Genomic DNA, 26,029 nt, shown 5'->3' with positions numbered 1-26,029 from the left:
CGAGACTGCCCGATATCGCGCCGAGGTGCCAGAGCCGCCGGTCAGAGCCGCTTGACGGCGCTGCGCCGCGGGTGTCCAAGGGCGGGATGCAACGCAAGTCATCCATCGACCTCGCAGGGGCCGCGGGGCTCGTGACCTTCGCCACCATGCTGGCCTTCAACCAGGTGGTGATCAAGGTCACCAACGGCGGCATCGGGCCGGTCTTCGGCGCCGGCCTGCGGTCGGTGCTGGCGCTGGCCGCACTGGCTGCCTGGGTCTGGCTGCGCGGCATCGGCTTTGCCGGGCTGCGGCGGCACTGGAAACCCGGCGCGCTGCTGGGCGGGCTCTTCACGGTGGAGTTCGTCTGCCTGTTCCTTGCGCTCGATCTCACCACCGTGTCGCGGGCGTCGATCATGCTGTATTCGATGCCGGTCTGGCTGGCGCTGATCGCGCATTTCACCCTGCCCGGCGAGACCCTGTCGCGGCGCCGCGCGCTGGGACTGGTGCTGGCGATGGCGGGCGTCGTCTGGGCGCTTTACGATCCGCAGAGCCGCGGCGCGGGCGACCTGCGCGGCGACCTCCTGGCGGTGTGCGCATCGCTGGCCTGGACCGGCATCGCGCTCACGGTGCGGCTGACGCCGATCTCGGACGCACCGCCGCAGACGCAGCTGTTCTGGCAGCTTGCGGTCTCGGCGGTGGCGTTGGTCGCTTTGGCGCCGCTCTTCGGTCCGCTGCTGCGCGATCCGTCCGCGATCCACTGGGCCGGACTGCTGTTCCAGGCGGTCTGTGTGGCGAGCCTGGGGTTCCTGTTCTGGCTCTGGCTCATCTCGATCTACCCCGCCTCGGACGTGGCGGCGTTTTCATTCCTGTCGCCGGTGCTGTCGGTGGGGATGGGCTGGCTGCTGCTGGACGAGCCGCTGGGGCCGGGAACGCTGGGCGCGCTCGGGCTGGTGGCGGTGGGGATCGTGCTGATCAACCGGCGGCGCCGGGTGGCGTGACTGCTGCGGGATCGGCCTGCGGCCGATACGAGAGACGCTGTCTCTCGTGCTCTCTGGAGTTTATCGGCAAGATGAAGGAGGGGCGCGCGGGGCCGCCGCTGCGCTGATGAAGCGCGGTGGCGCGCAGGCGTCAGGTGCCGCAGAAGGTGGCGGGGACCACTTCGGAGGGCAGGGGCGCGCGGCGCAGGTCGGCGGCGTCGGGATCGTCTTCGAAGGGGCGGGACAGCACCTCGCGCATCCGGTGGAAGGGCGCGTCGTCGCCCTCCACCGCGGCGGCGATCATCTCTTCGATGCGGTGGTTGCGCGGGATCACAGCGGGATTGGTGGCGCGCATCAGGCCCGCCGGGTCCGGTTCATCTGCGATGCGGGCGCGCCAGGCCGGCTCCCAGCTGTCGAAGGCGGCGGGATCGCGGAACTCGTCGCGCGGCGTGCCGGTGGCCAGGGCGCGGAAGGTGTTGGTGAAATCGGCGCCCTCGGCCTGCATCCGGGTCAGCAGGTCGGTGACCAGCGCCGTGTCGCCGTCGCGCGGCGACGCGATGCCGATCTTGGCGGCGAAGCGCCGTTCATACGCGGCGCGGATGCGGTCCGGCAAGGCATGCACGATCTCGGTGAACGCGGCCACGGCGGCTTCGCCATCCGGCATCAGCGGCACCATCGCGGTGGCAAGCTGTGCCATGTTCCAGACCACGATGTCGGCCTGGGCGGCGTAGCCGTAACGCCCGAACCGGTCGATCGAGGAGAACACCGTTTCGGGGTCGTAAGCGTCCATGAAAGCGCAGGGGCCGTAGTCGATGGTCTCGCCAGAGAGCGTGCAGTTGTCGGTGTTCATCACCCCGTGAATGAAGCCGAGGCTCATCCAGTGCGCCACCAGTTCGGCCTGGCGTGCGCCGACGGCGGCCAGCAACTCGGCGGGGTCCTGCACCTCGGGATAGTGGCGGGCGACGGTGTGGTCGTAGAGGGTGCGCAGGGCGTCGTAATCGCGCCGGGCGGCGAAGACCTGGAAGGTGCCGACGCGGATGTGGCTTTGCGCCACGCGGGTCAGCACCGCGCCGGGGACGGGGCCGGTTTCGCGGATGATCGTCTCTCCGGTGCGCACGGCGGCGAGGGCGCGGGTGGTGGGCACGCCAAGCGCGTGCATCGCTTCGGACACCAGGTATTCGCGCAGCACCGGCCCCAGCCAGGCGCGGCCATCGCCCATGCGCGAATAGGGCGTGCGGCCCGCGCCCTTCAGCTGGATGTCGCGGCGCACACCGTCGGTGCCGACGGTTTCGCCCAGCAGGATCGCGCGGCCGTCGCCCAGCTGCGGGTTGAACTGGCCGAACTGGTGGCCGGCGTAGAGCTGTGCAAGCGGTGCGGCGCCGTCCGGCAGGCGGTTGCCGGAGAAGACCGCGGCAAGCTCGGCCTCGTCATCTGCGCTGATGCCGAGGATTTCGGCCAGCGGTCGGTTGAAGGCAATGAGCGACGGCTTGGTCACCGGCGTCGGGTCGAGACGGGTGAAGAACCCGTCGGGCAGGGTGGCGTAGCTGTTGTCGAAGGGGATGTGCAGGCTCATGGATGGTATGTAGGCGGTTTGGTCCCTTCGGAAAAGGGGCGCGGGCTCAGCGGCTTCTCCATGGTGATCGATGTCACGCGGTCGTAGCCGGGATGCGCCTTTGCGGCGGTCCGCACGAAGCCAAGGGCGGCGAAGGCGGCGTGGTTCTCGACGGCTCGACCCGAGTCTCGAGCCGCAGGCGGGGCAGGCCGGGCCGGCGGGCCAGCGCTTCGGCTTCGGCGATGACGGCACGGCCCAGGCCGCGGCGCTGCGCCTCGGGCGCAACCGCGAGCTTGCCGATATAGAGCGCGTCGGGCTGTTCCGCGAGAAAGGCGCAGGCCGAGAGGTCGGGCAGAATGTAGAGACGTTCGCGTGCGGCGCGGGCGCGCAGGCTGTCCGTGGACAGCAGTCGGGCGGACGAAGGCGGGTCGATGCGCCCTTCCATCGCGGCAAAGCTGCGCTGGATCAGCGCCAGCAGCCTGTCCCAGTCGTCGAAGCCGGGCGGCGCCGGACGGGGACGCATCAGAGCACGCGCGACATGAACATGTAGCCGTCGCGCGGCGCGAACCGCGCGCGGGTGTAAAATTTCTGCGCCGCTTCGTCGGCGCGGTCGACTTCGAGATGCAGGGCGCGCACGCCGCCGGACTTGAGCGCCTTGCCGACTGCAAAGAGCGCCTCGGATCCCATGCCGCGGCCGCGTACGGCGGGGCGGATGTAGATCTCGTCGACGATGCCGTCGAGCCCGCCGTATTCGATCGACCAGCCGAAGGTGATGGCGATGTAGCCCACGGGCGCCTTGCGCGGGCCGATCAGCCAGATCGCGCCATGCGGGGAGCCGTCGAGCAGCGGCTGAAGTGCCGCGCGGCGGTGCGCCTCGTCTCCGGCAAAGGCCTGTTCGGCATGGAAGGCGGTCACCAGCGGCAGCAGCGTCTCCATGTCTTCGGAGGTGGCGAGTTGAAGCGATCTCATCGCGGTCTGCGGGTCATGGTCCGTCCTTGTGGTTGCGGCGCGGATCAGCCGTCCGCGGGCAGGCGCCCGGAGAACGCGGCGTCGAGCGCGATGGGCGCCACATCGGGCACAGGCACGTAGTCGTAATTGGCGTCGGTGGTCAGGGCGCGCATCTCGGAGGCTGCGACCGAAAAGCTCAGCTGGCCGTCGTCGGTCAGTTCGAACCCTTCGAGGCTGGCCTTCGTGCCGCTGTCGACATTGGCGTAGTAGGCTTGCCCGCCATCGCGCCATTCGACCCCGGCGGTGCCGTCGGGCGTATTGGTGAAGGGGCCGATGGAGACGGAGATATAGGGCGCCACCGGTTGGCCTTCGGGGCCGGGCGTGGCCCCTGTCAGGCTTAGAACGGAAAACGGGCCCGCTTCGGTGATGTTGATGAAGGCGTCGCCGTCGACCCGGTCTTCGAGCGCGTAGAGCGTCGTTTCACCTGCCGCGGTGGACACGGTGAAGGTGCCCAGCACCTCCCAGCGGTCGTCGAAATCCTGCGCGAGTGCCGGGGTTGCGGCGGCGGTCAGGCAAAAGGCGGTCAGCAGGGGTTGCAGCATCGGTGTCTCCTGTCCGTTGGTGTCAGAGGCGGGCGAGCCGGTCGGTGAGCAGGTCGAAAAACCCCTGCGCGTCGAGGTCGCCGATGAACATCGCGTTGGGCGCGCGGTCGGTCACGCCCCACCAGTCGGCGACGGTCATGCCCAGCGTCAGCTCGGACCCGGTTTCGATCTCGACGTTGATGTGGCGGCCGGAGAAAAGGTCGGGCCGCAGCAGGTAGGCGATGACGCAGGGGTCGTGCAGCGGCGCCCCGTCGGAGCCGTATTTCTCCTTGTCGAAGCGTTCGAAGAAATCGGTCATTTCCGCAACCGCGAGTCCCACCGGCGTGCCAAGCGCGCGGAAGGCGTCGTTGCGCGGGGTGGTGACCAGCGCCTTGTGGGTGACGTCGAGCGGCAGGACCGTCAGGGGCACGCCGGATCTGAAAACGATATCCGCGGCTTCGGGGTCGACGTAGATGTTGAACTCGGCTGTGGGGGTGATGTTGCCGACCTCGAAATAGGCGCCGCCCATGAGCACGATCTCGGCGATGCGTTCGGCGATGTCGGGCGCCTGCTGCAGCGCGGTGGCGATGTTGGTGAGCGGCCCCAGCGGGCAGAGCGTGACGCTGCCCGCCGGTTCGGACCGCAGCGTGTCGATCAGGACATCGACCGCGTGCCGGTCCTGCAAGGGCATCGTGGGATCGGGCAGGTCCGGCCCGTCGAGGCCGCCCGCGCCATGCACATGCTCTGCTGTGATGAGCGGCCGCGACAGGGGCGCGTCGCAGCCCGCGTAGACCGCCATGTCCGGCCGTCCGGCCAGTTCGCAGACCCGCCGCGCGTTGCTTTCGGTCAACGGCAGCGGCACGTTTCCCGCCACGGCGGTGATGCCCAGCAGGTCGATCTCGGCCGGAGAGGCCAGCGCCAGCAGGATCGCGATGGCGTCGTCCTGCCCGGGATCGGTGTCGATGATGATCTTGCGCGCTGCCATGGCCTGTGTCCTCGCCTCAGGCCTAGGTGGTCGCATGCCCGCCAGCCGCGATCAAGTGGCCTCGGCGCGAGGCCGCTGAGGGTTCGCCCCGAGTCATGGCGAGGCGGGGCGCGTTGCACTGGGTGTCGAGGGGCGCCGGGCGCCTGGTCGGTTCGTGCGGATCGGTGGCGCCCCTTTGTTGCGCGCGATGTCGCGCCACGCGATGCGGCGACCCGCGAAACGCCCTGTCGAGCGCCGATCGGTGCGCGCATTCCGCACGAGGATGCACGTGCGCATCAGTACCGCGGCGGTTGTCGCGGGCCGGATCGGAGCGACAGACCTACCGGCCAAGTGGCGCTGTCACCGGTCGAGTGCGTCGCGCAGGCGGTAGTAGTGGATTGCGATGCCGCCGTAGATCCGGTGCAGGCCATGGAAGGGCAGCGTGGGAATCTCCGAACTGGGCGGAATCGGCAGCGGTGCGCCCTTCGCGACATGTGCCGCCATGGCTTTGCCGAGCGCCACCGACAGCGCCACGCCACGCCCGTTGAAGCCGGTCGCCGTCAGCAGACCCGGCGCCGGAACGCAGAGCCGCATGCGGTGATCGGGCGTCATGCCCACGCGACCGAACCATCGGTGCGTGATCTCGAACCCGGTGCCGAACAGCGCCGCAAGCTCCGCTTCGATCCGCGCAAAGTCCGCCGGACCCTGCGGATCGGCAAAACTGCCACGCCCGCCGACCATCAGGCGGTTCTGCGGGCCGATGCGGAAATAGGTCCCGACGCGGCGGGTTTCGGACACCACCTCTCCGCCGGGCAGGATGCGGGCCAGTTGTGCGTCGCTCAGGGGCGCGGTGGCGACCTGGAAACTGTTGGCCGGCACCGTGGCGCGCGCCAGCTGCGGGTCGAGCCTGGGGGGCGTGTAGACGTTGCTCGCAACGATCACCCGCTCTGCCGTGACCTCTGCGCCGCTCGACAGCCGCGCTCGCCAGCCCGCGCCGCTGCGGTCGAGTCGCTCCACAGGGCTGCGGGTGAACAGTCGCACGCCCGCTGCCTCCGCCGCTTTCGCCAGCCCCTGCGCGAGCTTCAGCGGATGAACCCGTCCGGCGCGGGGGTCCCGCCAGCCGCCGAGAAACCCGCGCGCGCCGGTGACCTGCGCCATTTCGGCGGCGTCGAGCCAGTCGCAGGCCACGCCGCGCACCTGCCACTGCCGCAGCCGGGCCTGAAGCGCCGGCAGATGCACCTGCCGGTTCCCGGCCTGGATCCAGCCGCCCTGAACCGCGTCGCAGTCGATCCCGAGCCGCGCCACCAGCGCAAAGAGCGTGTCCGCGGTGTCTCCGGCAAATGCGCTGGCCTCTGGCCCCCAGAGCCGGTCGAGCGTGTCGGGATCGTCCTTCAGCCCGGGGATCACCTGCCCGCCGTTGCGGCCCGAGGCGCCGAAGCCCGGCTCCTTTGCCTCGAGCAGCACGACATCGGTGCCGGCCTCGGCCAGGTGCAGCGCCGCCGACAGCCCTTGGAAGCCGCCGCCGATCACCAGCACGTCGCAGCGCAGGCTTTCTTCCAGAGAGGCACGGACCGGCGGGGCGGGGGCGGTTTCGGCCCAGAGAGAGGGAAAGGCCATGAGAGGCTCCGGTCAGACGGGGTGAGTGACGCGGCGCAGGAATTCCTGCGTGCGGGCATGGGTGGGGCGCGACAGCACGTCATCGGCGCTGCCGCGTTCGGCGATGCGCCCCTGGTCGAGGAAGATCACGCCGTCGGCGACCTCGCGGGCGAACTGGATTTCGTGGGTGACGATCAGCATGGTCATGCGCTCCTGCGCCAGGTCGCGCAGCACCGACAGCACCTCGCCGACCATCTCGGGGTCGAGCGCCGAGGTCGGTTCGTCCAGCAGGATGGCATCGGGACGCATGGCCAACGCGCGGGCGATGGCAACGCGCTGCTGCTGCCCGCCGGACAGGGCGGAGGGATAGAAGTCCATCTTGTCGGCCAGCCCGACGCGGCGCAGGTGCTCCTGCGCGCGGGCGCGCACCTCGTCGCGGTTCTCGCCCAGGACATGGATCGGCCCTTCCATGACGTTCTGCAGCGCGGTCATGTGCGGGAACAGGTTGAAGCGCTGGAACACCATGGCCACCCGCGTGCGGATCGCGTGGATCGACGCGGCATGGGCGTCGACCGTCTCACCGTCGATGCTGATGCGGCCGGACTGGTAGTCCTCGAGCCCGTTTACGCAGCGCAGCATCGTCGACTTGCCCGAGCCCGAGGCGCCGATCAGGCACATGACCTGGCCCTTGTCGACCTCGGCGTCGATGCCCCGCAGCACCTCGTGGCGGCCAAAAGACTTGTGGACGTTCTCGAACCGGATCACGACGCCGCTCCCATCCTGAGTTCGACGTGCCGCATCAGCATGTTGAGCGGGATCGTCAGGCACAGGTAGAGGGCTGCGACCATGGTGAAGACCGTCATGTTGTCGAAGGTCGAGGAGGCCAGCATCTTGCCCTGCATGGTCAGTTCGGCGACCGAGATCACCGACACCTGGCTGCTGTCCTTGAGCAGCATTACCATGTTGTTGCCGTAGGGCGGCAGGGCGATGCGCACCGCCTGAGGCAGCACGATGCGGCGCATCATCTTGCCGTGCTTCATGCCGATGGATTTCGCCGCCTCGACCTGGCCGCGGTCCACCGCCTCGATGCCGCCGCGGAAGGTTTCGCCGATGTAGCAGGAATAGGTCAGCGCGAGCCCCACGACCCCGGCCTGGAAGGCGGAGAGGTCGAGCCCGAGCTCGGGCATGACGAAGTAGATGTAGAAAAGCACCACGAGGATCGGGATGCCGCGCAGGAATTCGACCATGTAGCGCGCCGGCAGGCTCAGCCACCGGGTGCCGGAACTGCGCATCAGCGCCCAGACCAGCCCGAGCGTCGAGGCAAGGACAAGCGACAGCAGGGTCACGGCAACGGTTTGCCAGAGCCCGGTGACAAGCAGCGGAAGGTATTCCTGGATCCGCTCGTGAAGGGGGGACATGCGGGCCTCCTGTCAGGGGCGCGCGGGACGCGGGCCGGGCCCGCATCCCGCCGATGAGGTGTCAGAGGCCGTATTTGCCGAAGATCTCGGCCAGCTCGCCGCTTTGCTCCATCTCGGCGATGGCGGCATTGACCTTGTCCAGCAGCTCCGGGTTGTCCTTCGACACCGCCAGTGCGACCTCGCCGATACCCATGGGGGTGTAGCCCTCGACCAGCTTCACCCCGAGGTTCGGGTTCTGGGCGATCTGGTAGGCGATGATCGGCTTGTCGCCGAAGCCCGCCTTGATCCGGCCCAGCTGCACGTCGCGCATGATGTCGACGAGGCTGTCGTAAAGCTTCACCTCTTCGAAGATGCCGCGGGCCTGGAGCTGGTCGGCGAAGGTGGTGCCGATCTGCGCACCGATGACCTCGCCCGCGAAGTCCTCGATCTGGTAAGTGCCTTCGTCATCCGCCGCCACGAAGGCCGCGTCGCCGTAGCTGTAGACCGGAGAGGAGAAATCCACGACCTCCTTGCGCTTGTCGGTGGCGAACATGCCGGCCGAGATGACGTCGATCTTGCTGGTCTGAAGCGCGGGGATCAGGGCCGAGAACTGCGTGACGGCAAAGTTCGGCGTCATCTCCAGGTCTTCGGCGATGGCCGCGGCCAGGTCCACCATCGCGCCGGTGGGCGCCTGGGTGCCGGTGTCGACGAAGGTGAAGGGCACGCCGGTCGTGGTCACCCCGACGGTGAGGTCCTGGGCCTGGGCCTGGGCGGCACAGAGCGCAAGCGCCCCGGCCAAGGCAATCGAGCGGAATTTCATCGGCAGTCTTCCCTGTTTCTGGCGTCACGCTTGAAGCCGCAGCAGGTGACGCGGTTTTGGTATGGTTTCACGATAATGAAGAAATGATGGCTTGCAACAGATTTTCTGAAATTTCTTCACGACACTGAAATATGATTGATTCTGACTGGTTTTTGTTCATTCTTCTCCAAGAAACGGTTATGCAAGGGATGTGACGCGGCCCGTCCGCGACGCCAACATTCATCAGGATGAAGAATCGCCCATGACCTCTGCCGAAAATGAAGCCAGGCTTCTGTCCGATCCGATGAGCGGCATGGACGACACCTCATTGGGAGAGGCGGTACGCCAGGCGCGCAAGGGCCGCGGGCTGTCGCTGCAGACCGTGGCCGAGGGGGTGGGCATTTCAACCGGGCTGCTGAGCCAGATCGAGCGCGGCATCTCTTCGCCTTCGATCCGGAATTTGCGGGCGATCTGCGAGGTGATCGGCATCCCTTTCCTGTCGCTTTTCGCCGACACCGACGGCGGCGGCCGCGAAACCGGGATCATCGTCCGCACCGGGCGCCGGCGTACCGTCGACTTCGGCGACAAGGGCATGGTGAAGTCCTTCCTCACCGCGCATGACGACGGGGCCTTGCAGGTGATGGAGATCGTCCTCGATCCCGGCGGCAGCTCTGGAGAGGAGTCCTATTCCCACGACGGCGAGGAATGCGGCGTCGTGCTTGACGGGAAACTCGAGCTCTGGGTCGAGGACGACCGGTTCGTGCTGGGCGAGGGCGATGCCTTCCATTTCGAAAGCCGACGCCCGCATCGCTTCCGCAATCTCGGCAACGACCGGACCCGCGTGGTCTGGGTGACCACGCCGCCGGTCTGGTAGGGCGCATTGGACGGGGTCAAGTCCCCGGGGCCAGAGCGCTGCGTGGGTCGGTGCATCAACCGCCGGCCGGAGGCCGGTGCTGCCGCAGTCGCACGGTGGCGCGATGCGACGCTTGGTTGCTTGCCTCGGCGAAGGCCATGACCATCGCGAAGGTACGATACTTTCAGGCGGTTGCGGGCACCGGCGGTCGGGACCTCTGCGGCGCGTGGCTCGCCTTTTGCGAGACGCCGTTCACGTAGACCTCGGCAATGGCGCGGTCGTCGCCCATGACCTGCAGCACGAAAAGCTCTTCGGCGAGGCTTCCGGCGCGGTCCATCCGCAGCGCCATGGCGTCGGTCGCGGCACTGTCGAGCACGACGATATCCGCCTCGCTGCCGGGGTCGAGCGTGCCGATCCTGTCCGCAAGACCCAGGACCTCGGCATTGCCGCGCGTCGCCCAGTGGAAGGCTTGCAAGGGATGCAGCGACTGGCCCTGCAACTGAAGCACCTTGTAGCCCTCGTTCAGGGTCTGCAGCATCGAATAGCTCGTGCCCGCCCCCACGTCCGTCGCGATGCCATTGACGATGCCGCGTGCCGTCAGGCCGCCGTGATCGAACAGCCCGCTGCCGAGAAAGAGGTTGGAGGTCGGGCAGAACACCGGGTGCGCGCCGGTGTCGGCCAGCGCGTCGATCTCGCGGGGTTCGAGGTGTATGGCGTGTCCAAGCAGCGCGTTGTCGCGCAAGAGACCGTGGGACTGATACACGTCCAGATAGTCGCGCGCCTGCGGGTAAAGCTCTTTGGTATAGTCGATTTCGGCCCTGTTCTCGGACAGGTGCGTCTGGATGTGACACTCCGGATGCTCCGCGGCCAGGGCCTGTGCCATCGCCATCTGCTCCGGGGTCGAAGTGATCGCGAAACGCGGCGAGATCACGTAGCCATTCCGGCCCTTGCCATGCCAGTCGGCGATCAGCGCCTTGCTGTCGTCGTAGCCCGTTCGCGGCGTGTCGCGCAGCGCGTCTGGCGCGTTGCGGTCCATCAGCACCTTGCCGCCGAGCATCCGCATGTTGCGCCGGGTGGCTTCGGCAAAGAAAGCGTCGGCAGAGGCCTTGTGGACCGAACAGAAGGCAACCGCGGTGGTCGTGCCATGCGTGACGAGTTGGTCGAAGAAAGCGCGTGCCATAGTCTGGCTATGCGCCTCCGACGCGAAGCGGGTCTCTTCGGGAAAGGTGTAGGTGTTCAGCCAGTCCAGCAACTGTGCGCCCCATGAGGCGATAACCTGGACCTGAGGAAAATGAATATGCGTGTCGATGAGCCCCGCCATCATCAGGTGCGGCCGGTGATCGGTGACCGGCGTGTCCGGCGCCATGGCCCGCACCGTGTCGAACGGTCCCGTGTCCCGGATGATCCCGTCCGCGATCAGCAGCCCGCCGTCGTCGAGATAGGTATAGGCGGCACGGTCGTCGCCGGATTGCGGTGCGCGGTGAAAGGTCAGCAGGCGGCCGCGGAGCAGGGTCTGTGTCATGGATTTTCCGGAGTCTTTGCAGGTTTAAAAAGCGGGGCGGTGCAACGGCCGCCCCGCCGGTGTCAGGCCCGCTGGGCGGGGACGTCGTCGTCGATGAAATCGGGCTCATCGGGCACGATGACGCGATGCTCCAGGTCCTCTTTCGGCGCGAAGACCGGGTAGAAGCACAGGAATGCTCCCACGATCAGGTAGCCGATGCTGATGCCGTCGAACTGCGGCACCTGCAGCGTGTAGGAATGGATGATCCCCACGGACGACATCAGGGCGGCAGCCAGGGCAAAGCCGCCCGCGGCCTTGAAGCGTCCGTCGATGACATCGGCCACGATGGCGCCCCAGATCAGCCCGGTGATGATCGCGCCCTGGCTGAGCGCGAGGTGCCCCTCGAAATGCGCCCCTTCGGTCAGCAATGCGGCGGTCAGGCTGTCGTCGCCCAGCGCGGGCAGGCCCTCGACTCCCGACGACCGGAGGGCGTTCATCAAGGACCCCCACTTCACCATCAGGAAGGCCGAGATATGCGGCAGGATCGCGAAGGACACCGCGGCCATGTGCGTGGGCTTCACCGCCCAGGCGGTGTTGGTGATGAGGCTCACCGAGACGAAGACGAGCACCGGTGCCGCCGCGGCGATCGGGATCAGACCCGCGAGGAAAGAAAGCAGGCCGAGAAACGCGGCGGCGGCGATGACCACCGCGACGCCGACGACATACCCGGCATGGGCGTCGAGGCGCTTGTAGGCGGGATGACCGATATAGACGGTCGTCGGAAACGGCGAGCCGAACAGTGCGCCGAGCATCGTGCCCGCGCCATCGGTCACCTGGCACAGGCCCACCGGATAGCGGTCGCCGGCGGCCTCGGCGGATTCCACGTTGTTCATGGTCTCGATGAAATTGTAGATCTGCACCGGGATCAGGACGAGGAACAGCTCAGGGTTGGCGAAAAGGTACTGGATGCCGGCCACCAGGTCGCCGACATACGGCACCGGCGGGTAGAACCCGATGCCGCTGACGTCGATCTGCGATTTCCCGAGCACCAGCGCGATAACGGTCCCCGCCGCGATGGCGACCAGGCCCGCGGGCACGTTGCCCGGAAGGCGAAAGCGCCCGATCAGCCCCCAGAGGATGAACAGCAGCGAGGTGAAGCCGATCAGCGGATGTTCGAAGATCTCGGCCAGCGGCACGGCGCCGATGAAGACGAGCGCGATGCCGCAGAGCGTGCCCAGCATGCCGGCGCGGGGCGTGATGCGCTTTAGGAACGGCCCGACGAGCGCGCCGAGCGCCGCGACGATGCCGCCCATGAACCCGGCGCCGATGCCCACCTGCCAGGCCAGGAGCGGATCTTCGGTGGCCCAGTAGATCGGGCCGATCACGCCGAAGAGGTAGACGAACATGACCGGCGTCGAGATGCCGTAGGGCAGGGCGGTGACGTCCTTGCCCTGCTTGTTCGCGGCCCATTTGGCCAGGTAGGTGTAGACGGCGACACCGGCCAGGATGGCGATGGCTGCGCCAGGCACGATGCGTCCGAAGACGATCTCGGCGGGCATCTGGAACACGAACCGGCAGACGCCGGACAGGATCAAAAGGTTCACGAGATTGTCGGTGAACAGCGCCCAGAAGGCGCTGAAATCGCTGCGGCTGAACAGCTTGTAGTTGTAGGTCCTCCCGTCCATGACGGTCTCCTCCTCTGGTGGGGCCGGATCTCCGGCGGTCAGGCCAGTCTCCCTTCCAGCCCCGGTTTATTGCCCGACATGGGCGTCTTGAGTGCCTCGCAAGAGGCGGTCGCGGCGGTTTCGGCGGTCAGTCGGGCCATCACCTCGGCCACCACGAACGCGGCGATGACGGCAGGCCGCTTGTCGCGACTCTCGGTGGCCCCGATGGGGCAGGTCAGGCCGTCGATGCTCTGACCGTCGCAGTGCGTACGTGCCCATCTCTTGAACTTCGCGCGCTTCGTGGCGGATCCGATCATGCCGACATAGGCTGCGTCGCCCCGCTCCAGCGCCGCCGAGGTCAGCAGGAAATCCAGGGCGTGATCGTGGGTCAGCACGACAAAGGCGCTGCCCGCGGGCGCCTGCCAGATGTCCGCCTCGGGCAGAACCCGCAAGCGGGTTTCGACCTGCGCGGTGTTGAGCGCCAGCTCCTCGGGCCGGGTGTCGATCAGGATGCACTGCACGGGCAGGTGCTGAAACTGCTGCGCCAGCGCCCGCCCCACATGCCCGGCGCCCAGCACGTAGACATGCGGCAGTGCGGCGGCGTCGGCCTGCGCCCGATCCAGCGCCGCACGCTTGTCCGAGGCGCGCATGCGGGTCAGGCGCAGTTCGACCCGCCCGCCGCAGCACTGGCCGATCTCGGGGCCGAGCGGCAGGTCAAGCTCGCGCTGCAAAGCGCCGTCGCGCAGCATGGCGCGGGCGGCGTCGATGGCGATATGCTCCAGCTGACCGCCGCCGATCGTGCCCCAAAGCGCACCGGGCGAGACGATCATCTCGGTCCCGGCATTCCGCGGCGAAGACCCGCGCACCCGGGTCAGCGCCACCCGGATCACCGAAGGATGATCTGCCAGAAATCCGGAGAGGTCCGTGACAGCGCAGGACATGGCTCAACCCCCGGCCCGTAGCCGCGCCACCGCCATCAGCACGCGCTCGGGCGTGGCAGGCGCATCGAGCCGCGGGCAGGTGCGGTAGTCCGCCACCGAGGCCACCGCCATCGACAGTGCCTCGAACACCGAAATGCCCAGCATGAAGGGCGGTTCTCCCACCGCCTTGGAGCGTTTGATCGTCAGCTCCCGGTTCTCGGACCAGTCGGCCAGCCGCACGTTGAATGCGCGCGGGCGGTCCGAGGCGAGCGGGATCTTGTAGGTCGAGGGCGCATGGGTGCGCAGGCGCCCGGCCTCGTCCCACCAGAGTTCCTCGGTGGTGAGCCAGCCCATGCCCTGGATGAAGGCGCCTTCGACCTGGCCCTTGTCGAGGACCGGGTTCAGCGACCGGCCCACGTCGTGCAGGATATCCGTCCGGTCGACCCGGTATTCGCCGGTCAGCGTGTCGATCGTGACCTCGGAGCAGGCCGCGCCGTAGGCGTAGTAGTAGAACGGCCGCCCCTGGCCCTTGTCGCGGTCCCAGTGGATTTTGGGGGTCTTGTAGAAGCCCGCCGCAGAGAGTTGCACCCGGGCGAGGTAGGCCTGCCTGATGAAGGCATCGAAGCCGAGCGTCTCGGCGCCGATATGCACCTCGTTGGCGTGAAAGACGACCTCGGCGGGATCGACGTTCCATGTCTCGGCAGCGAAGGCGACCAGCCGGGCCTTGATCTGCTCCACGGCGTTCAGCGCCGCCATGCCATTGAGGTCGGTGCCGCTCGATGCGGCCGTGGCCGAGGTGTTGGGCACCTTCTCGGTGGTGGTCTTGGTGATCTTGATCCGGTCGAAATCGACCTGGAAGGCCTCGGCGACAACTTGTGCCACCTTGGTGTTCAACCCCTGGCCCATCTCCGTGCCGCCATGGTTCAGGTGGATGGAGCCGTCGTTGTAGACATGCACCAGCGCGCCCGCCTGATTGTACCAGGTGGCGGTGAAGGAAATGCCGAACTTGACCGGCGTCAGTGCGATTCCCTTCCTCAGTACCGGCGAACCCGCGTTGAAGGCGATGATGTCGGCGCGGCGCTGGCGGTAGGCGGCGGTCTCTTCCAGCTCGGTCACGAGACGGTCGAGGATGTTGTCTTTGACCTCCTGGTGGTAGGGCGTCAGATTGCGACCTGGGCCGCCGTAGAAATTGGTCTTGCGCACGTCCAGCGGGTCCTGGCCGGTGGCATAGGCGATTTCCTCGATGATGCGCTCGGCGGCGATCACGCCCTGCGGTCCGCCGAAGCCGCGAAACGCGGTGTTGGAGACGGTGTTGGTCTTCATCGGGTGGCTGATGAGCCGGACTTTGGGATAGAAATACGCGTTGTCGGCGTGAAACAGCGCCCGGTCCGTCACCGGGCCGGAGAGATCGGCGGAATAGCCGCAGCGCGCGGCGAAGCTGCCGTCGACGGCCTGGATCCGGCCCGCCGCGTCGAAGGCGACGTCGTAATCGATCACGAAGTCATGGCGCTTGCCGGTCGCGGTCATGTCCTGGTCGCGGTCGGGGCGGATCTTGACCGCGCGATTCCATTTCTTCGCGGCCATCGCGGCCACCGCGGCAAAGAGGTTCATCTGGCTTTCCTTGCCGCCGAACCCACCGCCCATGCGGCGCACGTTCACCACCACCGCGTTCGACGGCACGCCAAGAACATGGGCGACCATGTGCTGCGCCTCGGACGGGTGCTGGGTTGAGCAATGCACGACCACGTCGTCATCCTCGCCCGGAATGGCAAAGGCGATCTGGCCTTCGAGGTACATGTGATCCTGCCCGCCGACGGTCATGCGTCCCTGGATGCGGTTCGGCGCCGTCTCCAGCGCCGGGCCGACATAGCCCCGTTCGAGTCTCAGCGGTGCTGTGACATGGCCGTACCCGGCCGCTTGCGCGGCAATGGGATCGAGCGCGTGCGGCAGCGCCTCGCAGTCGATCTTTGCCTTCTGCGCCGCGCGCCGGGCGATGTCCCGGGTTTCGGCCACCACGGCGAAAAGCGGCTGGCCGTGGAACTGGATCAGGTCGGTGGGAAACACCGGCTCGTCGTTTCGCCCGGTGGGGCTGATGTCGTTCACGCCCGGAACGTCCCCGGCGGTCAGCACGCCGATTACGCCGGGGGTGGCGAGAACGTCGGTGTAGTCGATGCCGCGCAGCGTCGCATGGGCCACCTCCGACACGCCCAGATAGGCATGCAGCGTGCCCTCGGGCATGGCGATGTCGTCGGTGTAATCCGCGCGCCCGGTGACATGTTTCGTGGCGCTGTCGTGGATGCGGTCGGTATGGGCCGCGCCGGCGATGAGAACGGTGTCTTTCATGGTGCGTCTCCTGTCCTAGGCGAGGGCCAGTTGCACGGGCGCGCCGGTCTGCGCGTCCTGTTCGAGGAAGAACCGCCGCAGCAGGTTCTGCGCCGACAGCATTCTGTATTCCGCAGAGGCGCGCCAATCGCTGAGCGGCTGGAAATCCCGGGCCAGGGCCGCGGCGGCCTTTTCGAAACTCGCAAGCGACCAGGGCTGGCCGTTCAGCGCCGCCTCTGCCGCGCCGGCCCGTTTCGGGGTCGCGGCCATGCCGCCGAAGGCGATCCGCGCGTCAAGGATCCGGCCATCGGTCACGGTCATGTGGAGGCCCGCCGCGACCGACGAGATATCCTCGTCCCGCCGCTTGGAGATCTTGTAGGCGGCGTCGCGGTCGTCGGGGCCGGGCAGGGGGACGTTGATGCTCTCGACGAATTCGCCGGGTGCGCGGTCCAGCTTGCCGTAGTCGATGAAGTAATGCTCGAGCGGCAGGGTCCGGCGGTCTCGACCGCGCCGCAACGTGATCTCTGCCCCCAGGGCGATGAGCACCGGCGGCGTGTCCCCGATCGGAGAGCCGTTCGCGATGTTGCCGCCCACGGTGCCCAGGTTGCGCACCTGCCAGCCCGCGATGCGATCCCAGTACGATGTCAGGTGCGGGATGTGCTCCGCCAGCTTGGCCTGACAATCGCTGTAGCTCGCGCCCGCTCCGATCCGCAGGGCGTTCCCGTGCCGCTCGACGGTCCTGAAGGCGTCGAGGTGGCCGACAAAGATCGCCGGTCCGATGGGGCGCAGGAATTTCGTGACCCAGAGGCCGACATCGGTCGCCCCGGCCACGATGGTGGCCTCGGGCCAGTCCAGCAGGCAGTCTGCCAGGTCGTCGACACTGCAAGGCAGGATGCTCAGGTTGTCCGGCGGTCCGGTGACGATGCGCGTATCGGCCCGCAGGGCGCGGAGGCGGGCGGTCATCGTCTCGCGTTCCGTTTCGAGATGATCCGCCGCCGGCGTGCCATAGCGCGACACGGCGACGGCGGCCCGGATGATTGGCTCGTAGCCAGTGCAGCGGCACAGGTTGCCCTGCACCGCGGTCTCGACCTGCGTGACGGTGGGTTCCGGAACGCGCATCCAGAGCGCGTAGAGCGACATGACGAAGCCCGGCGTGCAAAAACCGCACTGGCTGCCGTGATGCTCCACCATCGCCTGCTGCACCGGGTGCAGCCGTCCATCGGGACCAGAGAGGTATTCGATCGTGACCACGTGGCACCCCTGCACGGAGGCCAGGAACCGGATGCATGCGTTGACCGGCTCGTAGACGAGGCCCGTGCCTGCCAGGCGGCCGACCAGCACCGTGCAGGCGCCGCAATCGCCCTCGGCGCAGCCTTCCTTGGTGCCGGTGAGACGCCGGTCGAGGCGCAGGAAGTCGAGCAGCGTCTGGCTTGCGCCGACCGCATCGACCGACACATCCCTGCCGTTGAGAATGAAGCGTATGGTCATGGTGTCCTCCTCCTGCACGGTCCTGGCGACTGACCGTGGGGAAACCATAGGACCAAGAATTGAAGTCGAAAATCGTTGTAAACGGCAAATTCTTTCAACGGATCGTTGAAAATATCCGCTTGGCGCTGCATGCTCCATCGGCCTTGGGAGTCGCAGCATGTCCTATATCGAAAGCCTTCACGTCTTTGTCCGGGTCATGGAACTGGGCAGCATTACCTCGGGCGGGCGCGATCTGCGGCTGACCCCGGCGGTGGCGAGCAAGCGGCTGAAAGAGCTGGAGAAACACCTTGGCGTGCGGCTTTTCAACCGGACCACGCGGTCGATGACGCCCACCGAAGCCGGGCAGGTCTTCTACGACGAGGCGAAGGCGGTTCTCGCGGCGATGGAGAATGCCGAGGCACGGGTCGCCAGTTTCTCGCGAACACCGCGCGGGGCGATCCGGGTGACCGCTCCGCTGGGGGTCGGGCGGCGGATCGTGGCGCCGCTGGTGCCGGACTTTTCCGAAACCTATCCCGATACGGAGATTCGCATGCGCCTGTCGGACCGCAAGGTCGACCTTCTGACCGACGGTCTGGACATCGCGTTCTTCATCGGCGAGCCGAGCGATTCCACCATGGCCCTGCGCAAGTTCGCCGATTGCGACCGGGTGCTTTGTGCCGCGCCCGCGTTCCTGTCGCAGCACGGCGTTCCCGAGGTTCCCGACGATCTGCTGCGCGGCGACCACAACTGCCTGTTGCTGCGCTATCCGCGGTCGCCGGAGTATTTCTGGGTGCTGAAGACCGACATGGGACCGCGCAAGCTCGAGGTGCGGGGCAAGTTCGATGCGGACGATGGCGACGTTCTCACGGACTGGGCGCTGGCGGGCAAGGGTATCGTCAACAAGCCGCGCTTCGACGTGCGCGCGCATCTGGAGAGCGGACGGCTGGTCGAGGTTCTGCCCGACACGCCGCCAGTGTCGACGATCTTTGGCTGCCTCTACCCGCACAAGAAGTTGCAGGACCCCAAGGTGCGGCTGTTCGTCGAACATATCGCGACGCACAGCAAGGCGTTCTTCGCCTGAGCCGCTCCGGTGCCGGAGCGAGCGACGACAAGAAGGCCGAGGTGCTCCGCTCAGGCGACGCGTTCGCCCCGGCTCCAGACCCCGCGCAGCAGCGGGGTCTTTCCCGCCGGCCTGACCCGGATCAGGTCGCCGCGCAGGCCGGTCTCGAGACTGCCGCGATCCTCCAGACCTGCCGCCCGGGCCGGGTTGCGGGTGACGCAGGCGACGGCCATCGGCAGGTTCTCCCAGATGTCAGCGAGTTGGAAGGCCGACAGAAGCAGGGCGGCCGGCACGTAGTCGGACGAGACAATCTGCATCAGCTGCGCCTCTGCCAGTTCCCGCGCGGCGACGTTGCCGGAATGAGAACCGCCGCGGATCAGGTTCGGCGCGCCCATCATCACCGCGATCCCGTGCGCGCGGCAGGCCGAGGCGGCCTCGCGCGTGGTGGGGAATTCCGCGAAACCGACGCCGTTGCGGGCCGAGACCTCGACCTGGTCGGCGGTGGTATCGTCGTGGCTGGCCAGAACTGCGCCGTAGCGGCGGGCCTCGGCCACGGCGCCCTTTTCATGCGCCGCACCGTACCGGGCATGGAGCTGCTTGAGATTGGCCACGTGCTCGGCGAATTCGATGTCGTTCATGCCGCGTTTCTTGGCCACATAGGCCTTGAGTGAGGTGAGGTCGCGGAACTGCCGCTGGCCGGGGGTGTGGTCCATCAGGCTGACGATGCCCACCCGGTCCTCGGGCCCGAAGGCGGCCATTTCCTCAAGCAGCGTTTCCGAACAGATCTCGGCGCGCAGGTGCAGGAAGTGGCTGATCTTGAGGTGACCCGCCGCCCGCGCCTCGAGCAGTTCGTTGGCGAGGTTGCGGGCATAGGCGCCGTAGCCCGCCTTTCCGGTGTGGATCGACCCCACCCGAAGCGCGTCGAACACCGTCGTGATGCCGGTCGAGGCCAGTTCCGCGTCATGCGCCAGCAGCGCGGGCAGATGCGGCCAGCCGACCTCGGGACGCGGTTCGATATGGCGTTCGAGGTTGTCGGTGTGCAGCTCCACCAGGCCGGGCATGACGTAATCGCCGCCGCAGTCGACCGCGCCAGGCGGAACGCCATCGCCGTCCTCGATAGCCGCGATGCGGCCGTCGACGAGCGTGATCCGCCCGCGCAGGACGGTGTCGGGCAGGACGAGGCGCGCGTTGGCGAGTGTCAGGGGCTCTGACAAGGCTCCGTCACGGGCGTCCGTGAGATCGGTGGGGGCGAAGGGAGAGTTCATGTCAGTCACTCGTATTGCATTTCGGTCTATGCTGACCAGCGGTCCCCGAAAGGTGGTCGACGCGGACCCGGTCGGACGCGTCTTTCTGGTCTGTGCGGCCCGGACCGGACAGCGGGCACAGGGGCTTTTCCAGGCCCAGCATCGCTACACTCTTGCCGGTTGCAGCGCGTCGAGCGCCTGCGCGACCGTTTCACCGAGAGCGCCGTCGTTGGCCAGGGTGACGACGTCCAGACCCTCGGGCAAGGGCTTGCCGGCTTGCGCCAGCCGCGCCGAAATCTCGGCATCGGTTTCCCGGCCACGCCCGGTCAAACGGTGGGCAAGCACCGTTGGCGACGCGGTGATGTTGAGCACGATGAGCCGGGGAAAGACCGCTTGGGCCTGCAAAAGCGCGCCGCGGGACAGGTTGGCGAGGCAGTCGCGACCGGAGCGCAGGTCGTCCGGCACGTCGGCGGGGATGCCGTAACGCAACCCGTGCGCGTCCCAATGCAGGCAGAAGGCACCGTCGCGGACAGCCGCGACGAAGGCATCGGGGGTGACGGCCTCGTAGTCCTCGCCCTCGAGGTCCGGCGCGCGGGTGATGGTCCGGCGGACCAGCCGCATCGACGGCTGCGCGGCCACGAGCCCGGACATCACGCTGTCCTTGCCGACGCCGGACGGGCCGACCACGGCGATGAGCCGCCCGGGCATCATGCCGCGCGCGCCGGGGTGAAGCGGCTGACATCGACCTCTCGGTCGCAGACGCGGGCGCGCGCGGCCTCGTCGTGGAAGATGCCGACAATGGCAGCGCCGCGGGCCTTGGCCTCTTCGATCAGCGACAGCACCACCTCGCGGTTGGCGGCATCGAGGCTGGCGGTGGGTTCGTCCAGCAGCATGGCGGGATAGGCATGGGCAAAGCCGCGCGCGATATTGACCCGCTGCTGTTCGCCGCCCGAGAAAGTGGTGGGCGACAGCGACCAGAGCCGCTCGGGGATATTGAGCTGCGAAAGCAGCGCCCGGGCGCGGGCCTGTGCCTCGTCCTGCGGCACGCCCACGACGCGCAGCGGCTCGGCCACCACGTCGAGCGTTGGCACCCGCGGCACGACGCGCAGGAACTGGCTGACATATCCCAGCGTCTCGCGGCGGATACGGATGATCTCGCGCGGTTCTGCCTGCACCAGGTCGGTGCCGCCGACCCGGATCGCGCCGGATTGCGCCCGGTAGTTGCCGTAGATCATCCGCATCAGCGTGGATTTTCCGGCCCCGGATGCGCCGGTCAGGGCCACGCATTCACCGGAAGCCACCGCCAGGTCGACGCCGGTCAGCACCTCGATCACGGCACTGCCCTGGTTGTGCAGGGTGAAGGTCTTGGACACGTCTGAAAGGGTAATCATGGTCTCACACCTGCAGGACGGAGCTGACGAGAAGCTGGGTATAGGCATGTTGCGGATCGTCGAGCACCTGGTCGGTCAGGCCGCTTTCCACCACGTGCCCGTCCTTCATCACCATCAGCCGGTCGGCCAGCAGCCGGACCACCGCAAGGTCATGCGTGACGATGATCGCCGACAGGCCCATGTCGCGCACCAGCCCGCGCAGCAGGTCAAGGAGCCGCGCCTGCACGCTGACATCCAGCCCGCCGGTGGGTTCGTCCATGAACACCAGCCGCGGCCCGGTGACGAGGTTGCGCGCGATCTGCAGCCGCTGCTGCATGCCGCCGGAAAAGGTGGTGGGGCGGTCGTCGACCCGATCCGCGGCGATCTCGACCCGGTCGAGCCAGTCCACGGCCTTGTCGCGGATGTCGCCGTAATGGCGCGCGCCCACGGCCATCAGCCGCTCGCCCACGTTGCCGCCGGCGCTGACACCCATGCGCAGCCCGTCGCGGGCATGCTGGTGAACGAAGGCCCAGTCGGTGCGGCCCAGCATCCGGCGCTCGGGTTCGCTCATCGTGACGGTGTCGCGGGGACCGTCCGTGCGGGTGTCGAAGATCACAGTCCCCGCGTCCGGTGCCAGATGACCGGCCATGCAGTTGAGCAGCGTGGATTTGCCCGAGCCCGACTCGCCCACGATGCCCATGACTTCGCCGGGATAGAGGTCGAAGGACACCTCGGCGCAGCCGATGTGCGCGCCGTACCGCTTGGTGATGCTCTGGACCGAGAGAAGGGGGGTCATGCCGCATCCTTTCCGCGATGGCCGGCCGCCTGGCGCGCCTCGCAATAGTCGGTGTCGGAACAGACGAACATCCGCCCGCCCGCATCGTCCACGATCACCTCGTCGAGATAGCTGTCCGCGGCGTCGCAAAGCCCGCAGGAATGGTCCGCCTTGGACGGCTCGAACGGATGATCCTCGAAATCGAGGCTCACGACCCGCGTAAAGGGAGGCAGGGCATAGATGCGCTGTTCGCGGCCCGCGCCGAAGAGCTGGATGGCGGGACAATCGGACAGCTTGGGGTTGTCAAATTTCGGGATCGGCGACGGATCCATGACATACCGTGCCTCCACCTTGACGGGATAGGCGTAGGAGGTGGCGATGTGCCCGTGCCGCGAGATGTCCTCGTAGAGCTTCACATGCATCAGCCCGTATTCCTCGAGACTGTGCATCTTGCGCGTCTCGCTTTCGCGCGGCTCCAGAAAGCGCAGGGGTTCGGGGATCGGCACCTGGTAGACGAGGATCTGCCCTTCGGCCAGCGGCGCCTCGGGGATGCGGTGGCGGGTCTGGATCACTGTGGCCTCGTGGGTCCGGGTCGTGGTGGCGACGCCCGCGGTGCGTTCGAAGAAGCTGCGGATCGACACGGCGTTGGTGGTGTCGTCGGCACCCTGGTCGATCACCTTGAAGCGGTCCTCGGGGGTGAGCACCGCCGCCGAGACCTGCACGCCGCCGGTGCCCCAGCCGTAGGGCATGGGCATTTCGCGGCTGGCGAAGGGCACCTGGTAGCCGGGGATCGCCAACCCCTTGAGGATGGCGCGCCGGATCATCCGCTTGGTCTGTTCGTCGAGATAGGCGAAGTTGTAGTCGCTCATTCCGCGGCCTCCCGACGGTCCGACGCCTCGACCTCGCGGCGCAGCTTGCGGACAAGTTCGAGTTCGGACTGGAAATCCACGTAATGCGGCAGCTTGATATGTTCGAGGAACCCGGTCGCCTGGATGTTGTCCGAATGATACAGCACGAATTCCGCGTCCTGCGCCGGAGCGCCGACGTTGTCCTCGCCAAGCTCTTCCCAGCGCAACGCCCGGTCCACGAGTGCCATCGAGATCGCCTTGCGCTCGGTCTGCCCGAAGACCAGCCCGTAGCCGCGCGTGAACTGCGGCGGTTCGGTCTTCGACCCCTTGAACTGGTTCACCGTCTCGCATTCGGTCAGGACCATCTCGCCGATCTCGATGGCAAAGCCCAGCTCGGGGATCTCCATCTCGACCGGCACGGTGCCGATGCGCAGTTCGCCCACGAAGGCATGGTTACGGGCATAGCCGCGCTGGGTGGAATAGGCCATCGACAGGGTAAAGCCTTCGTCCGCGCGGGTCAGCGCCTGAAGGCGCAGGGCGCGGTCGGCGGGCAGTTCCAGCGGCTCCCGGGTCAGGTCGGGTGGCGTGGTGTCGTCCTGCGGCGCCTGTTCGATCAGGCCTTCGCGGTTCAGGAAGCCGGTCACGTGGGGCACCGGCTCTGCCGTGGTGTCGCGTTCGGGCGCGTTCGGAGCCTCGCCCTCGGCGGCCAGTTTGAAATCGAGCAGGCGGTGGGTGTAGTCGAAGGTCGGCCCCAACACCTGACCGCCGGGCAGGTCCTTGAACGTGGCCGAGATGCGCCTGTCGCAAGCCATCGCGGCGGTGTCGACCGGGCGTGAGGCGCCGAACCGGGGCAGGGTCGTGCGGTAGGCGCGGACCAGGAAGATCGCCTCGATCAGGTCGCCGCGCGCCTGCTTGATCGCCAGCGCCGCAAGGTCCGGATCGTAGAGCGAGCCTTCGGCCATCACCCGGTTCACGGCCAGGCTCAGCTGTTCGCGGATCTGCGCCACGGAAAGCTCCGCGACGGAGGGATCGCCTCGGCGCTCCTCGGCCAGCCAGGCATGGGCGTTGTTGATCGCGCGTTCGCCCCCTTTGACGGCAACATACATCAGCGTGCCTCCTCTTGCGCGGCCGCATCATTGCTCGCGCCCACCCGCGTCGATCTGGGAAGGGCCGCGACCCGGTTCCCGCAGGTGAAGACGAAGTCGAGCCCCAGCGGAAACCGGGCGGCGTTGTCCTGAAATGCCGCGATGTCCGGCAGGGACAGGCGCGCCTCATCCCTGATACCCGGCCCGCTGAGTGTCGCCCCGTTTGCTTCCAGCGCCGGCACCTCGACGATCAGCGTCGCGGAGCGGTCGGGGTAGTCCGGCGTGCCGATGGGATAGTCCGAAAGCGGCAGCAGCGCCTCCCAGGTGCCGACGGCGAACTGGCAATGCTGCGGCCCGCAGAGCGGCGCACCGGTGTGGAATGCCAGCCAGCTCCGCATGTCATCGCAGTCGGCACCGCCGGCCAGGTGCACCGGAGTATCGCTGTCGCACAGGGTCAGAAGCACAGTCCCCGCCGCGGCAGAGAGCGGCGCGGGCGGTGTGGCCCCGGCGATGCGCCGGATGGTGCCTGGCCGCGCCATCGCCTCCATGAGGCCGCGAAAGGCGTTGGCGGCGTCGGCGGGCGGATTGGCGAAACCGCCGGTCAGGGCATTGGCCTGCATCAGTCGTCCCCCCGGACCATGGTGAAGAAATCGACCTTCGTCGCGGCGGCCTTGGCGGCGCGGGCGGATGTGCGGGCCTTGGCTTCGGCCTCCAGCGGGTCCAGCACCTTGCGGCGCAGATCGTCCGCCGCATCCGTCTGCATCAGCGCATCGACCAGCGCCGCGGCCTCGGCATCGGCCTTACGGCGGCCCTGCACATAGGCATGTCCGGTCTCGCCGCTGTCGAGTGTCAGCGCGCAGCGCGTCACGGTCATTTCACCCAGATTGAACGGCGCGCCGGTGCCGCCCGCCCGGCCACGCACCATGGCGCTGCCCACCTCGGGCGCGCGCAGCCAGGTGAAGGCGGGACGCGGGGAGGCACGGTCCAGAAGGGCGGAGACGCGCCCCTCGGGTGCCCTTGCCATCAGGCCCATCCAGGCTTTGCGCGGTGCCTCGGGGTCAGCCATGTCTTTCATCTCGACAACTTTCAAGATTTCTATACAACTAGACATATCTTAACAGATTCCCTTGGGCGGGACAGCGGAGATTTGTAAAACTTGGGTGACAGGCAGGACATGGCCGGCGGGCGCACCCCGGTGTGGAAATCCATCGCCGCGACGCTGCGGGACGAGATCGCCGACGGCCGCTACACACCGGGCGACAAACTGCCGACCGAGGCGCAGCTCGCGGGGCGCTTCGGCGTGAACCGGCACACGGTGCGCCATGCCATCGCGCAACTGGTCGAGGAGGGGCTGGTGCGCACGCGGCGCGGGGCCGGGGCCTTCGTGGCCGCGACGCCGACGGATTATCCCATCGGGTCCCGGGTGCGGTTCCATGAAAACGTCCTGGCCGCGGGGCGCAGGCCGGAGAAGCGCGTGCTTAGCATCGAATGCCGCGCAGCCACGCGCGGCGAGGCGCAGGCCCTGGCGCTGACCGAAGGCGATCCGGTCTGCGCCTACCACGGCCTGTCGCTGGCCGACGACGCGCCCATCGCGGTCTTCGAAAGCGTCTTTCCGCTGGACCGTCTTCCGGGGATCGACCGGCACCTGGCGGAGACCAGCAGCGTGACCGAGGTCCTCGCCCGCGCCGGCGTGCCGGACTACACCCGCGCCTCGACCCGGCTGACCGCCGTGCTGGCGGACGTCACGCAAGCGCTGCACCTGCATCTGAAGGAAGGCGACCCGCTGCTGCGGTCGACCGGCGTAAACGTGGACGCAAAGGGCGTGCCGGTGGAATACGGCCGGACCTGGTTCGCCGGGGACCGGGTGACGCTGACGCTTGAGGGGTAGCGTGGCGGGTCCATCGAATGGCGGCGGCGAATCTGGCGCGCTCTGCGCAAGTGCCGGAAACGGCCGGTGGCCAGTCCCAAGCCGGCACGTTCACACCGGGTTATTCCAGCGAGCCGTGCTCGCTGGAAGGACGGCGTCCGGTCATTCCCTGCATCCGCATGACGCCAGCCGGAGCGCGGCAAAAGCTGCTGCCCACAGTCCGAAAGTCGCGGCCGTGATGTCGCAGCTTGCAGCAAAGC

26 protein-coding genes are annotated in these 26,029 nt (G+C 67.7%); 4 read left to right on the top strand and 22 right to left on the bottom strand.

The genetic code is table 11. From position 1 onward, the window contains the following. Positions 1-86 precede the first annotated feature (86 nt). Positions 87-977 (top strand): DMT family transporter, encoded by an 891-nt coding sequence (locus tag DU478_RS09350; RefSeq protein ID WP_114510685.1) that lies wholly within the window; start codon positions 87-89, stop codon positions 975-977. A 130-nt stretch (positions 978-1,107) separates the two neighbouring features. On the opposite strand, the gene DU478_RS09345 is transcribed toward DU478_RS09350, so the two are convergent. The 9 genes from DU478_RS09345 to DU478_RS09305 form a co-directional block, all read right to left on the bottom strand. Then, positions 1,108-2,529 (bottom strand): protein adenylyltransferase SelO, encoded by a 1,422-nt coding sequence (locus DU478_RS09345; RefSeq protein ID WP_114510684.1) that lies wholly within the window; start codon positions 2,527-2,529, stop codon positions 1,108-1,110. 73 nt (positions 2,530-2,602) lie between these two features. Continuing rightward, positions 2,603-3,031: a GNAT family N-acetyltransferase gene (locus DU478_RS09340; protein ID WP_233501178.1), complete on the bottom strand. Its 429-nt coding sequence runs from the start codon at positions 3,029-3,031 to the stop codon at positions 2,603-2,605. Continuing rightward, positions 3,031-3,477, bottom strand: coding sequence for a GNAT family N-acetyltransferase (locus DU478_RS09335; protein WP_114510683.1), 447 nt, complete (start codon positions 3,475-3,477; stop codon positions 3,031-3,033). Before DU478_RS09335 ends, DU478_RS09340 begins: the two co-directional genes overlap by 1 nt. A 44-nt stretch (positions 3,478-3,521) precedes the next feature. Next, positions 3,522-4,058, bottom strand: coding sequence for a hypothetical protein (locus tag DU478_RS09330; protein WP_114510682.1), 537 nt, complete (start codon positions 4,056-4,058; stop codon positions 3,522-3,524). A gap of 22 nt (positions 4,059-4,080) precedes the next feature. Then, a complete protein-coding gene (locus DU478_RS09325; protein WP_114510681.1) occupies positions 4,081-5,022 on the bottom strand; it encodes a nucleoside hydrolase in 942 nt (313 codons plus the stop codon). 339 nt (positions 5,023-5,361) lie between these two features. Then, positions 5,362-6,618, bottom strand: coding sequence for an NAD(P)/FAD-dependent oxidoreductase (locus DU478_RS09320; protein WP_114510680.1), 1,257 nt, complete (start codon positions 6,616-6,618; stop codon positions 5,362-5,364). A gap of 12 nt (positions 6,619-6,630) precedes the next feature. Continuing rightward, positions 6,631-7,362, bottom strand: coding sequence for an amino acid ABC transporter ATP-binding protein (locus DU478_RS09315; RefSeq protein ID WP_114510679.1), 732 nt, complete (start codon positions 7,360-7,362; stop codon positions 6,631-6,633). Next, complete coding sequence (locus DU478_RS09310; RefSeq protein WP_114510678.1) at positions 7,359-8,015, bottom strand: amino acid ABC transporter permease; 657 nt, start codon at positions 8,013-8,015, stop codon at positions 7,359-7,361. Before DU478_RS09310 ends, DU478_RS09315 begins: the two co-directional genes overlap by 4 nt. A 61-nt stretch (positions 8,016-8,076) precedes the next feature. Beyond that, the gene (locus DU478_RS09305) at positions 8,077-8,814 is read right to left on the bottom strand and encodes an ABC transporter substrate-binding protein (RefSeq protein WP_114510677.1); all 738 of its coding nucleotides are present in this window, start codon (positions 8,812-8,814) and stop codon (positions 8,077-8,079) included. A gap of 241 nt (positions 8,815-9,055) precedes the next feature. Between DU478_RS09305 and DU478_RS09300 the strand changes: the two genes are divergently transcribed. Beyond that, positions 9,056-9,667, top strand: a complete 612-nt coding sequence (locus DU478_RS09300) for a cupin domain-containing protein (RefSeq protein ID WP_114510758.1) — start codon at positions 9,056-9,058, stop codon at positions 9,665-9,667. Positions 9,668-9,830: 163 nt separating this feature from the next. Here DU478_RS09300 and guaD read toward each other — a convergent pair whose 3' ends face one another. The 5 genes from guaD to xdhA form a co-directional block, all read right to left on the bottom strand. Further along, the gene (guaD, locus tag DU478_RS09295; protein ID WP_114510676.1) at positions 9,831-11,168 is read right to left on the bottom strand and encodes a guanine deaminase; all 1,338 of its coding nucleotides are present in this window, start codon (positions 11,166-11,168) and stop codon (positions 9,831-9,833) included. Positions 11,169-11,230: 62 nt separating this feature from the next. Further along, positions 11,231-12,832, bottom strand: a complete 1,602-nt coding sequence (locus tag DU478_RS09290) for a xanthine/uracil/vitamin C permease (protein ID WP_114510675.1) — start codon at positions 12,830-12,832, stop codon at positions 11,231-11,233. Between the two features lie 38 nt (positions 12,833-12,870). Beyond that, positions 12,871-13,752: a xanthine dehydrogenase accessory protein XdhC gene (xdhC, locus tag DU478_RS09285; protein WP_114510674.1), complete on the bottom strand. Its 882-nt coding sequence runs from the start codon at positions 13,750-13,752 to the stop codon at positions 12,871-12,873. Positions 13,753-13,755: 3 nt separating this feature from the next. Beyond that, positions 13,756-16,074, bottom strand: a complete 2,319-nt coding sequence (gene xdhB, locus DU478_RS09280; RefSeq protein ID WP_114510673.1) for a xanthine dehydrogenase molybdopterin binding subunit — start codon at positions 16,072-16,074, stop codon at positions 13,756-13,758. A 15-nt stretch (positions 16,075-16,089) separates the two neighbouring features. Then, complete coding sequence (gene xdhA / locus DU478_RS09275; protein WP_114510672.1) at positions 16,090-17,541, bottom strand: xanthine dehydrogenase small subunit; 1,452 nt, start codon at positions 17,539-17,541, stop codon at positions 16,090-16,092. 157 nt (positions 17,542-17,698) lie between these two features. On the opposite strand from xdhA, the gene DU478_RS09270 reads away from it, so the two are divergent. Next, positions 17,699-18,601, top strand: a complete 903-nt coding sequence (locus DU478_RS09270; protein ID WP_114510671.1) for a LysR family transcriptional regulator — start codon at positions 17,699-17,701, stop codon at positions 18,599-18,601. A 50-nt stretch (positions 18,602-18,651) separates the two neighbouring features. On the opposite strand, the gene DU478_RS09265 is transcribed toward DU478_RS09270, so the two are convergent. The 8 genes from DU478_RS09265 to phnG form a co-directional block, all read right to left on the bottom strand. Continuing rightward, entirely contained in the window at positions 18,652-19,845 is a 1,194-nt protein-coding gene (locus tag DU478_RS09265; protein ID WP_114510670.1) for an alpha-D-ribose 1-methylphosphonate 5-triphosphate diphosphatase, read from the bottom strand. A gap of 144 nt (positions 19,846-19,989) precedes the next feature. Next, on the bottom strand, positions 19,990-20,535 hold the full coding sequence (gene phnN / locus DU478_RS09260; protein ID WP_325048093.1) for a phosphonate metabolism protein/1,5-bisphosphokinase (PRPP-forming) PhnN: 546 nt from the start codon (positions 20,533-20,535) through the stop codon (positions 19,990-19,992). Then, positions 20,532-21,215 (bottom strand): phosphonate C-P lyase system protein PhnL, encoded by a 684-nt coding sequence (gene phnL, locus DU478_RS09255; RefSeq protein ID WP_114510669.1) that lies wholly within the window; start codon positions 21,213-21,215, stop codon positions 20,532-20,534. Before phnL ends, phnN begins: the two co-directional genes overlap by 4 nt. 4 nt (positions 21,216-21,219) lie before the next feature. Further along, positions 21,220-21,990 carry a phosphonate C-P lyase system protein PhnK gene (phnK, locus tag DU478_RS09250; RefSeq protein ID WP_114510668.1) on the bottom strand — a complete coding sequence of 257 codons (771 nt, stop codon included), beginning with the start codon at positions 21,988-21,990 and terminating at the stop codon, positions 21,220-21,222. Then, positions 21,987-22,838, bottom strand: coding sequence for an alpha-D-ribose 1-methylphosphonate 5-phosphate C-P-lyase PhnJ (locus DU478_RS09245; RefSeq protein WP_114510667.1), 852 nt, complete (start codon positions 22,836-22,838; stop codon positions 21,987-21,989). The genes phnK and DU478_RS09245 overlap by 4 nt, the downstream gene beginning before the upstream one ends. Next, on the bottom strand, positions 22,835-23,923 hold the full coding sequence (locus DU478_RS09240; protein WP_114510666.1) for a carbon-phosphorus lyase complex subunit PhnI: 1,089 nt from the start codon (positions 23,921-23,923) through the stop codon (positions 22,835-22,837). The genes DU478_RS09245 and DU478_RS09240 overlap by 4 nt, the downstream gene beginning before the upstream one ends. Further along, complete coding sequence (phnH, locus tag DU478_RS09235) at positions 23,923-24,522, bottom strand: phosphonate C-P lyase system protein PhnH (protein ID WP_114510665.1); 600 nt, start codon at positions 24,520-24,522, stop codon at positions 23,923-23,925. The genes DU478_RS09240 and phnH overlap by 1 nt, the downstream gene beginning before the upstream one ends. Next, on the bottom strand, positions 24,522-24,977 hold the full coding sequence (phnG, locus tag DU478_RS09230) for a phosphonate C-P lyase system protein PhnG (RefSeq protein WP_114510664.1): 456 nt from the start codon (positions 24,975-24,977) through the stop codon (positions 24,522-24,524). Before phnG ends, phnH begins: the two co-directional genes overlap by 1 nt. A 99-nt stretch (positions 24,978-25,076) precedes the next feature. Here phnG and phnF point away from each other — a divergent pair, with 99 nt between their 5' ends. After that, positions 25,077-25,790, top strand: coding sequence for a phosphonate metabolism transcriptional regulator PhnF (gene phnF / locus DU478_RS09225; RefSeq protein ID WP_114510663.1), 714 nt, complete (start codon positions 25,077-25,079; stop codon positions 25,788-25,790). The last annotated feature ends 239 nt before the right edge of the window (positions 25,791-26,029 follow it).

The sequence above is a fragment of the Thalassococcus profundi genome (assembly GCF_003344785.1).
Classification (GTDB): domain Bacteria; phylum Pseudomonadota; class Alphaproteobacteria; order Rhodobacterales; family Rhodobacteraceae; genus Puniceibacterium; species Puniceibacterium profundi.
This window is presented reverse-complemented; position numbering and strand designations above follow the sequence as displayed.